Origin of the sequence: Streptomyces sp. NPDC058877, assembly GCF_042742855.1 — a bacterium.
Taxonomy (GTDB): Bacteria; Actinomycetota; Actinomycetes; order Streptomycetales; family Streptomycetaceae; genus Streptomyces.
This window is the reverse complement of the sequence record NZ_JBHYMF010000263.1, coordinates 1-8,141: the sequence shown is the minus strand read 5'-3', so window position 1 is coordinate 8,141 and position 8,141 is coordinate 1. Positions and strand designations below refer to the sequence as shown.

Here is an 8,141-nt window from a genome sequence, read left to right as displayed (position 1 = left end):
GAAGTTCCACGGGGGGCACCGTCGTCTGTGGGGGCGGGCGTCAGCCGGTGTTGCGGAGGCCGGCCGCCACGCCGTTCACGGTGAGGAGCAGGGCCCGCGCCAGCAGCGGGTCCGGGTCCTGGCCGCTCTCGGCGTCCGCACGCTGGCGGGCGAGCAGCGCCACCTGGAGGTAGGAGATCGGGTCCAGGTAGGCGTCACGGATGGCGAAGGTCTGCTGGAGCACCGGGTTGGAGTCCAGGAGCTGCTCGCCGCCGGTGATCTTGAGGACCTCGGCGACGGTCAGCGCGTGCTCGGCCTCGATGGTGGCGAAGACGTGCCGAAGGTCCTCGGGGACCAGGGTGTCGACGTAGTGGCGGGCGATCCGCAGGTCCGTCTTGGCCAGCGTCATCTCGACGTTGGAGAGGAAGTTGCGGAAGAAGTGCCACTGCTCGTACATCTCGCCGAGGACCGCGTCGAGGCCGGCCTCCCGCAGGGCCTTCAGACCGGAACCGACGCCGTACCAGCCGGGGACGATCTGCCGGGACTGCGTCCAGCCGAACACCCACGGGATGGCCCGGAGTCCGTCGAGACCCGCACCCGAATCGGGGCGGCGGGAGGGACGGGAGCCGAGGTGGAGGTCGGCGAGCTGGTCGACCGGGGTGGCCGCGAAGAAGTACGCGGGCAGGTCCGGGTCCTCGACCAGCTTGCGGTACGCGGTGTGAGCGGCCTCCGAGGCGGTGTCCATCGCCGCGTCCCAGCGGGCGAGCGCCTCGTCGGACTGGCGCGGCGCGGTGTGCAGGGCGGAGGCCTGCAGGGTGGCGGCGACGGTCAGTTCGAGGTTCTCCCGGGCGAGGGACGGGATCAGGTACTTGTCGGAAATGACCTCGCCCTGCTCGGTCACCTTGATCTCGCCCTCCAGGGTTCCCCAGGGCTGGGCGAGGATCGCGTCGTGCGAGGGGCCGCCGCCGCGGCCGACGGTGCCGCCGCGGCCGTGGAAGAGGCGCAGCCGGACGCCGTAGCGGTGGGCGACGTCGCGGAGGCGGCGCTGGGCCCGGTGGATCTCCCACTGGGAGGTCGTGATGCCGCCGAACTTGGAGGAGTCCGAGTAACCGAGCATGACCTCCTGCACGTCGCCGCGGAGCGAGACGAGGCGCCGGTAGGAGGGGTCGGCCAGCATGTCGTCGAGGATGACGTCGGCGGCCTTGAGCTCGTCGGTGGTCTCCAGGAGCGGCACGATGCCGATCTTGGCCCAACCCGCGTGCAGGTCGATCAGACCGGCTTCGCGGGCGAGGACGGCGGCGGCGAAGACGTCGTCGGCGCCCTGGCACATGGAGATGATGTACGACTCGATGACCTCCGGGCCGAAGCGCTCGAAGGCCTCCTTGACGGTGTGGAAGACGCCGAGGGTCTTCTCGCCGGCGGCGTCCAGCGGGGCCGGGGTCGGGGCGAGCGGACGGCGCGAGCGCAGCTCCTTGGCGAGCAGCTTCTGCCGGTAGTCGCGGGGCATGTCCGCGTACCGCCAGGACTCCTCACCGAGGCGGTCGAACAGCTGACCGAGGGCGTGGTGGTGGGCATCGGCGTGCTCACGCACGTCCATGGTGGCGAGCTGGAGGCCGAAGGCGGAGAGGGTGCGGATGACCCGGTCCATGCGGCCGTCGGCGAAGAGTCCGCCGCGGTGCTCGCGCAGCGAGGTCTGGATGAGGGTCAGGTCGCGGATCAGGTCGGCGGTGCCGAGGTAGTCGCGGCCTTCCTGGTGCGGGGTGCCGTGGGCGAGGCGCTCGCGGGTGTTGACGAGCTTCTGCCGGATGCAGGTGGCCTTGAGGCGGTACGGCTCTTCCGCGTTGAGCCGCTTGTAGCGGGGGCTGATCTCCGGGAGGAGCTCCAGGTCGCCCTGGAGGGAGTCCAGCAGTTCCTGGGTGGCTCCGGTGTAGCGGATGGAGTTGGAGAGGAGCCCGCGGAGGAAGTCGACCAGTTCGAGGGCATCGGTGATGCCGTGCTCGTGCTGGAGGATCAGCACGTCCCAGGTCACCTGGGGGGTGACGTTGGGGTTGCCGTCGCGGTCGCCGCCGATCCAGGTGCCGAAGGTGAGCGGGCGGGTGCCGGAGGGCAGTTCGAAGCCGACGCGCTCCAGCTCGGCGGCGAGGTCCTCCAGGACGTCACCGACGGCGTTGGCGTGCAGCTCGTCGAGGTAGTAGATGGCGTTGCGGGCCTCGTCGGCGGGCTCGGGGCGAACCACCCGGAGCTCGTCGGTCTGCCAGATGAGGTCGATGTTCTCGGCGAGCCGCAGGTCCAGGCGACGCCGCTCGGCCTCCATGACCGGGGTCTCCAGGAGGGCGGCGATCCGGCGCAGCTTGTTGAGGACGGAGCGGCGGGCGGCTTCGGTGGGATGGGCGGTGAAGACGGGCCGTACGTTGAGGTTCTTGACCGTCGCACGGACGTGCTCCGGGTCACCGTCCTTGAGCATGTCGGCGGTGCGGGCGAGAAGGCCGCCCTCGACGGCGCGCCTCTCGCGCATCTCGCGGCCGCGGTGGACCTGCTCGGTGACGTTCGCGAGGTGGAAGTAGGTCGAGAAGGCGCGCACCAACTTGGCGGCCGTCTCTAGTTCGACGCCGCGGAGCAACTCGGCGGCGGCCTCGCCGTCCTCTCGGGTGAGGCTGCGGACGCGCTCGACGAGGTCGAGGAGCTCGTGCCCCTCCTGGCGGACGAGGGTCTCTCCGAGGAGGTCGCCCAGTCGGCGGATGTCGGCACGCAGCTCGGTGCTGGCGGTGGGGGTCTGGTCGGCACTGCTCACAGGTGCGGCTCCTTGCAGTGTTTGAGCACGTCTGGAGGGGTTCTGGAGGCTTGCGGACCGCGCTGTCCGACGCACCCAGGATAGGTGGCCGTCCAGTCGGCGGCGGCCAGGCCCCTCTTTGTGCCCTCTTGCCGCGCGCCACGGCGCTGCCATACTTACGACGCCGTAGGTTACGGAGGCGTAGCCACGGCGGCGTCGTTCGACGCGTTCACTCCCCCCTCTCTCACCCCCCAGGGACACCCATGACCATGAGCCCCGAGATGACATCGGCGCCCGAAGCGCCGGACAGTACCGAGGCGCTGCCCTCCGCCACGCTGGGCGGGGACAGCAAGCGTTCGATCGAGCAGATCACCTTGATGCTGTTCATCACGGTGCCGTTCCTGGCGCTGCTGGCGGCGGTACCGCTGGCCTGGGGATGGGGGGTGAGCTGGCTGGATCTGGGGCTGATGGTGGCGATGTACTACATCGGCTGCCACGGGATCACGATCGGTTTCCACCGGTACTTCACCCACGGTTCCTTCAAGGCGAAGCGACCGTTGCGGATCGCGCTGGCGATCATGGGCTCGTTGGCCGTCGAGGGGCCGCTCGTCCGTTGGGTGGCGGACCACCGCAAGCACCACAAGTTCTCGGACGCGGAGGGTGACCCGCACTCGCCGTGGCGGTTCGGGGAGACGGTCCCGGCGCTGATGAAGGGCCTGTGGTGGGCGCACATCGGCTGGATGTTCGACGAGGAGCAGACGCCGCAGCACAAGTACGCCCCGGATCTGATCAAGGACCCGGCGATCCGACGGATCTCGCGCCAGTTCGTGCTGTGGACGGTCGTGTCGCTCGCGATCCCGCCGCTGGTGGGCGGTCTGGTGACGATGTCGTGGTGGGGTGCGTTCACGGCGTTCTTCTGGGGCTCGCTGGTGCGGGTGGCCCTCCTCCACCACGTCACCTGGTCGATCAATTCGATCTGCCACGCGGTGGGCAAGCGCCCGTTCAAGTCGCGTGACCGCTCGGGCAACGTGTGGTGGCTGGCGGTGCTGTCCTGCGGCGAGTCCTGGCACAACCTGCACCACGCCGACCCGACCTCGGCCCGGCACGGGGTGCTGCGCGGCCAGCTCGACTCCAGCGCACGGCTGATCCGCTGGTTCGAGCAGTTGGGCTGGGCCTCGGACGTGCGCTGGCCGGCGAAGGACCGCATCGAAGCCCGCCGCCAGAGCGCACCCGCCGACGCGGCATGATGGAAGACGTGGCGATCGAGGGCAGGACCGGCGGTACCGGCAGCAGCGGCGGAGAGCAGAAGCCCCGGCGCGGGCGTCGGGTGCGGATGACGGGCGCGGAGCGCCGGGAGCAGCTCCTCGACATCGGCCGCACCCTGTTCGCGGAGAAGGGCTTCGAGGGCACCTCGGTGGAGGAGATCGCGGCGAAGGCCGGGGTCTCCAAGCCGGTGGTGTACGAGCACTTCGGCGGGAAGGAGGGGCTGTACGCGGTCGTGGTCGACCGGGAGATGCGACAGCTCCTGGACGGCGTGACGGGAGCGCTGACGGCGGGGCACCCGCGGGAGCTCCTGGAGCAGGCGGCGTTCGCCCTGCTGGACTACATCGAGAACTACACGGACGGCTTCCGGATCCTGGTGCGGGATTCGCCGGTGGCGCAGTCGACGGGCACGTTCGCGTCGCTGATCAGCGACATCGCCACGCAGGTGGAGGACATCCTCGGCCTGGAGTTCAAGGCCCGCGGCTTCGACCCGAAGCTGGCGCCGCTGTACGCACAGGCCCTGGTGGGCAGCGTGGCACTGACGGGCCAGTGGTGGTTGGACGTTCGCAAGCCGAAGAAGGCGGAGGTCGCGGCGCACCTGGTGAACCTGGCGTGGCACGGTCTCGACGGCCTGGAGCAGAAGCCGCGGTTGATAGGGCACCGGAAGAACTAACGGTCCGGGGGAAGGGCCCGGCAGCCTGCGTCGCTCCTGGTTGCCGGGATACCGCATTGCGGCACTGTCATGCCCGAGGGGTAATCTCCTTTCACATCCGGACGGGCGTTCGCCCTCCACCTGTGCCAGCTGCTGCGTGGAGGCGTCGCGGACCCCCGTACCCGGTCCCATGACACCTGATCCCTGGGGGGGATCTCTTGCGTTCTGTTCGATCCATGCGTACCCGTCTCGCGACCTGCACCGCCCTGGCGCTCTCCGCCGGCATGCTCCTCGCGGGCCCCGCCTCCGCGGCCTCGCCGGTGCCGGTCCCGTCGACCGAGAAGGCGGTGCCCTCCTTCACCGCGCCGAAGCTGACGCTCCCGAAGCAGGACGGTGCCCGTGCGGGCGTCGCCTCGGCCGAGGCCGTCCCGCTGCTGATGTCTGACCTGGACGGCGACGGCAGCGAGGACATGATCGTCCGCACCCCGGGCGGCAACCTCCACTCGATCACGTCCTCGGGCAACGGCACCAACCTGGACTTCTTCCGCGACGACGTCGCGAAGGAGATCATCCCGATCGGCAACCAGGGCGGCTCCACGACCGAGCCCGAGGTGCTCGTCGCCTCCGAGGACGGCACCCTCACCCTGTACACCGACGTCGACCCCAGCGGCACGCCGTACGCGCACCGGGTCGGCGGCGGCTGGCAGGTCTACAACAAGATCACCTCGCCCGGTGACGTGAACGGCGACGGCCGCGCCGACGTGGTCGCCCGCACCAAGGACGGTCAGCTGTACCTGTACCTGGCCACCGGCGACACGTCCGCGCCGCTCGCCGCCCGGACCCTGATCGGCGGCGGCTGGAACATCTACGACCAGGTCATGGGCCTGGGCGACGGCACCGGCGACGGGAAGGGCGACCTGTACGCCCGGGACACCGCCGGGGACCTGTGGTTCTACGCCGGCACCGGCGACACGGCCCGCCCCTTCGCACCCCGCGTCAAGGTCGGCTACGGCTGGCACATCTACAACCAGATCCTGCCCGCCGGGGGCGGCAACCTCCTGGCCCGCGACAACTACGGCACGCTCTACTACTACCAGGGCAAGGGCAACGGCACCCTGGCCGCTCGTGAGCAGGCCAGCGTCTCGGGCGACTTCGCGGGCATCGTGCAGTTCGCCGGCGGCGGCGGCAACCCGTACACGGGCAAGGAAGGCGTCTACGCCGGCACGTCCAACGGCGCGCTGTACTGGTACACCAACTCCACCACCGGCTCGCTGACCCCGCGCACCTCGGTCAGCGACACGGGCACCTGGGACGGGTTCAAGCTCACCAACCTGTCCTCGATGGACCGGGACGGCTTCTCCGACCTGGCCTTCCAGTACAACGACGACCCGGAGGGCCACCTCTACATCGAGAGCGAGGACATCGGCCGCGGCTGGGACATCTACAACGCCCTGGTCGGTCCCGGCGACCTGTCCGGCGACGGCAAGGGCGACCTGCTAGCCCGCGACCGCTCCGGCGTCCTCTACCTCTACAAGGGCAACGGCGCCGGCACCGCAGTCGCCTCGCGCATCAAGATCGGCAGCGGCTGGGGCGCCTACAACGCCCTCGTCGGCGCCGGCGACTACACCGGCGACGGCCGCACCGACCTCATCGCCCGCACCCCCGGCGGCGACCTCTACCTCTACGCCGGCACCGGCGTCGCCACCACCCCCTTCAAGGGACGCGTCAAGATCGGCTACGGCTGGAACACCTACTCCAAGCTGATCGCCCCCGGCGACCTCAACGCCGACGGCAAGGCCGACCTCCTCGGCGTCACCCCCGGCGGCGACCTCTACCGCTACCTCAACACCAGCCCCGGCAAGTTCACCCCCCGGGCCAAGATCGGATACGGCTACCAGATCTACGACTTCATGTCGTGATCCCGAATCCGTCGTGAGCGCGTGCGCCCCGCACCGGACCTCCGGTGCGGGGCGCACGCGCACGTGCCGAGGAGTGAGTCCGGCAATGTGCGGCGGTCCTCCGTTGCCGACGATATTCGTTGAAGCGCTGTCACCCCCGGACGGTATGCTCACCCCACATCCGGGAGGTGTTCGCCCTTCGCGTGTGCCCTTTGCCGTGCGAAGGCGTCGCGGACCCCCGTTCCCGGCTCGATGACACCTGATCCCTGGGGGGGATCTCTTGCTTTCTGTTCGATCCATGCGCACCCGCCTCGCGACCTGCACCGCCCTGGCGCTCTCCGCCGGCATGCTCCTCGCGGGCCCCGCCTCCGCGGACTCGCCCGCGCCCCGGCCGACCGTGGAGAAGCCCGCGGTCGACTTCACCGCGCCGAAGCTGACGCGCCCGACGGGCGGCGCCGCACGCGCCGGCATCACGGCGACCGACGGAGTCGGCGCCTCCCCGAAGCTGTCGGACCTCGACGGGGACGGCAGCGGCGACCTGATTTACATCGGCTGGGACGGCAACGTCTACACCGCCACGACCACCGGTCAGAACAGCCAGTTCGGGTACTTCTCCGAGCCTCCGAAGGACGTCATCCCGATCGGCAACCAGGATGCGGACGCCAGCGGCCCCGAGGTCCTAGCGCTCTCGTCGCTGGGTGTCCTCAGCCTCTACACGGACGCCACGCCCGCCGGTGGCTCCTATGCCTGGGAAGGGCGCGGCTGGAACACCTACAACAAGGTCATCGCACCCGGTGACGTGAACGACGACGGCCGGGCCGACCTGGTCGCCCGCGACCACGACGGCAACCTCTACCTGTACTACGCGACCGGCAACCGCAGCGCGCCGTTCGCCTCGCGGGTGAAGATCGGCGGCGGCTGGAACATCTACGACCAGCTCATCGGCATCGGCGACAACAACGGCGACGGCTGGGCCGACCTGTACGGCCGGGACACCGCCGGGGACCTGTGGTTCTACGCCGGCACCGGCGACAAGGCCCGTCCCTTCGCGCCCCGCGTCAAGGCCGGCTACGGCTGGCAGATCTACAACCAGATCATGCCCGTCGGCGACAACAACGGAGACGGGAACGGCGAGCTGATCGCCCGCGACGTGAAGGGCACCTTCTGGTACTACACCGGCAAGGGCGACGGCCTGCTCAACCCCCGCGAGCAGATCGGCAGCACGGGCGGCTGGGCCAACGTCCCGCAGTTCGGCGGCGCGGGCAACAACCCGGTCACCGGTGACAAGGAAGGCGTCCTGGCACGGGACACCGCCGGCACGGTGTACTGGTACGGCGCGAGGACCACCGGCCTGCTCAGCTCGCGCGTCCAGGCCAGCGACACCGGCGGCTGGAAGGGTGCGAACATGGGGCACCTCTCCTCGATGGACGTCGACGCCTCGTCCGACCTCATGGAGGTCTTCGAGGGCCACCTCTACATCGACGGCGAGGACATCGGCCGCGGCTGGGACATCTACAACGCCCTGGTCGGTCCCGGCGACCTGTCCGGCGACGGCAAGGGCGACCTGCTAGCCCGCGAC

At 70.1% G+C, this 8,141-nt stretch carries 4 protein-coding genes and 1 pseudogene; 4 read left to right on the top strand and 1 reads right to left on the bottom strand.

Annotated features, from left to right (window positions below; all coding sequences use genetic code 11):
* Positions 1 to 40: 40 nt before the first annotated feature.
* On the bottom strand, positions 41 to 2,770 hold the full coding sequence (gene ppc / locus ACFW2Y_RS33190; RefSeq protein WP_384886653.1) for a phosphoenolpyruvate carboxylase: 2,730 nt from the start codon (positions 2,768 to 2,770) through the stop codon (positions 41 to 43).
* Between the two features lie 242 nt (positions 2,771 to 3,012).
* On the opposite strand from ppc, the gene ACFW2Y_RS33185 reads away from it, so the two are divergent.
* The 4 genes and pseudogenes from ACFW2Y_RS33185 to ACFW2Y_RS33170 form a co-directional block, all read left to right on the top strand.
* On the top strand, positions 3,013 to 3,996 hold the full coding sequence (locus ACFW2Y_RS33185) for an acyl-CoA desaturase (RefSeq protein WP_384886650.1): 984 nt from the start codon (positions 3,013 to 3,015) through the stop codon (positions 3,994 to 3,996).
* The gene (locus ACFW2Y_RS33180; protein ID WP_189805565.1) at positions 3,993 to 4,685 is read left to right on the top strand and encodes a TetR/AcrR family transcriptional regulator; all 693 of its coding nucleotides are present in this window, start codon (positions 3,993 to 3,995) and stop codon (positions 4,683 to 4,685) included. Before ACFW2Y_RS33185 ends, ACFW2Y_RS33180 begins: the two co-directional genes overlap by 4 nt.
* 215 nt (positions 4,686 to 4,900) lie before the next feature.
* Positions 4,901 to 6,412 (top strand): annotated as a pseudogene (locus tag ACFW2Y_RS33175) (FG-GAP repeat domain-containing protein); the annotation flags it as partial.
* Between the two features lie 448 nt (positions 6,413 to 6,860).
* Positions 6,861 to 8,141, top strand: a 1,281-nt coding sequence (locus ACFW2Y_RS33170; RefSeq protein ID WP_384886647.1) for an FG-GAP repeat domain-containing protein, incomplete at its 3' end; no start/stop codon positions are given.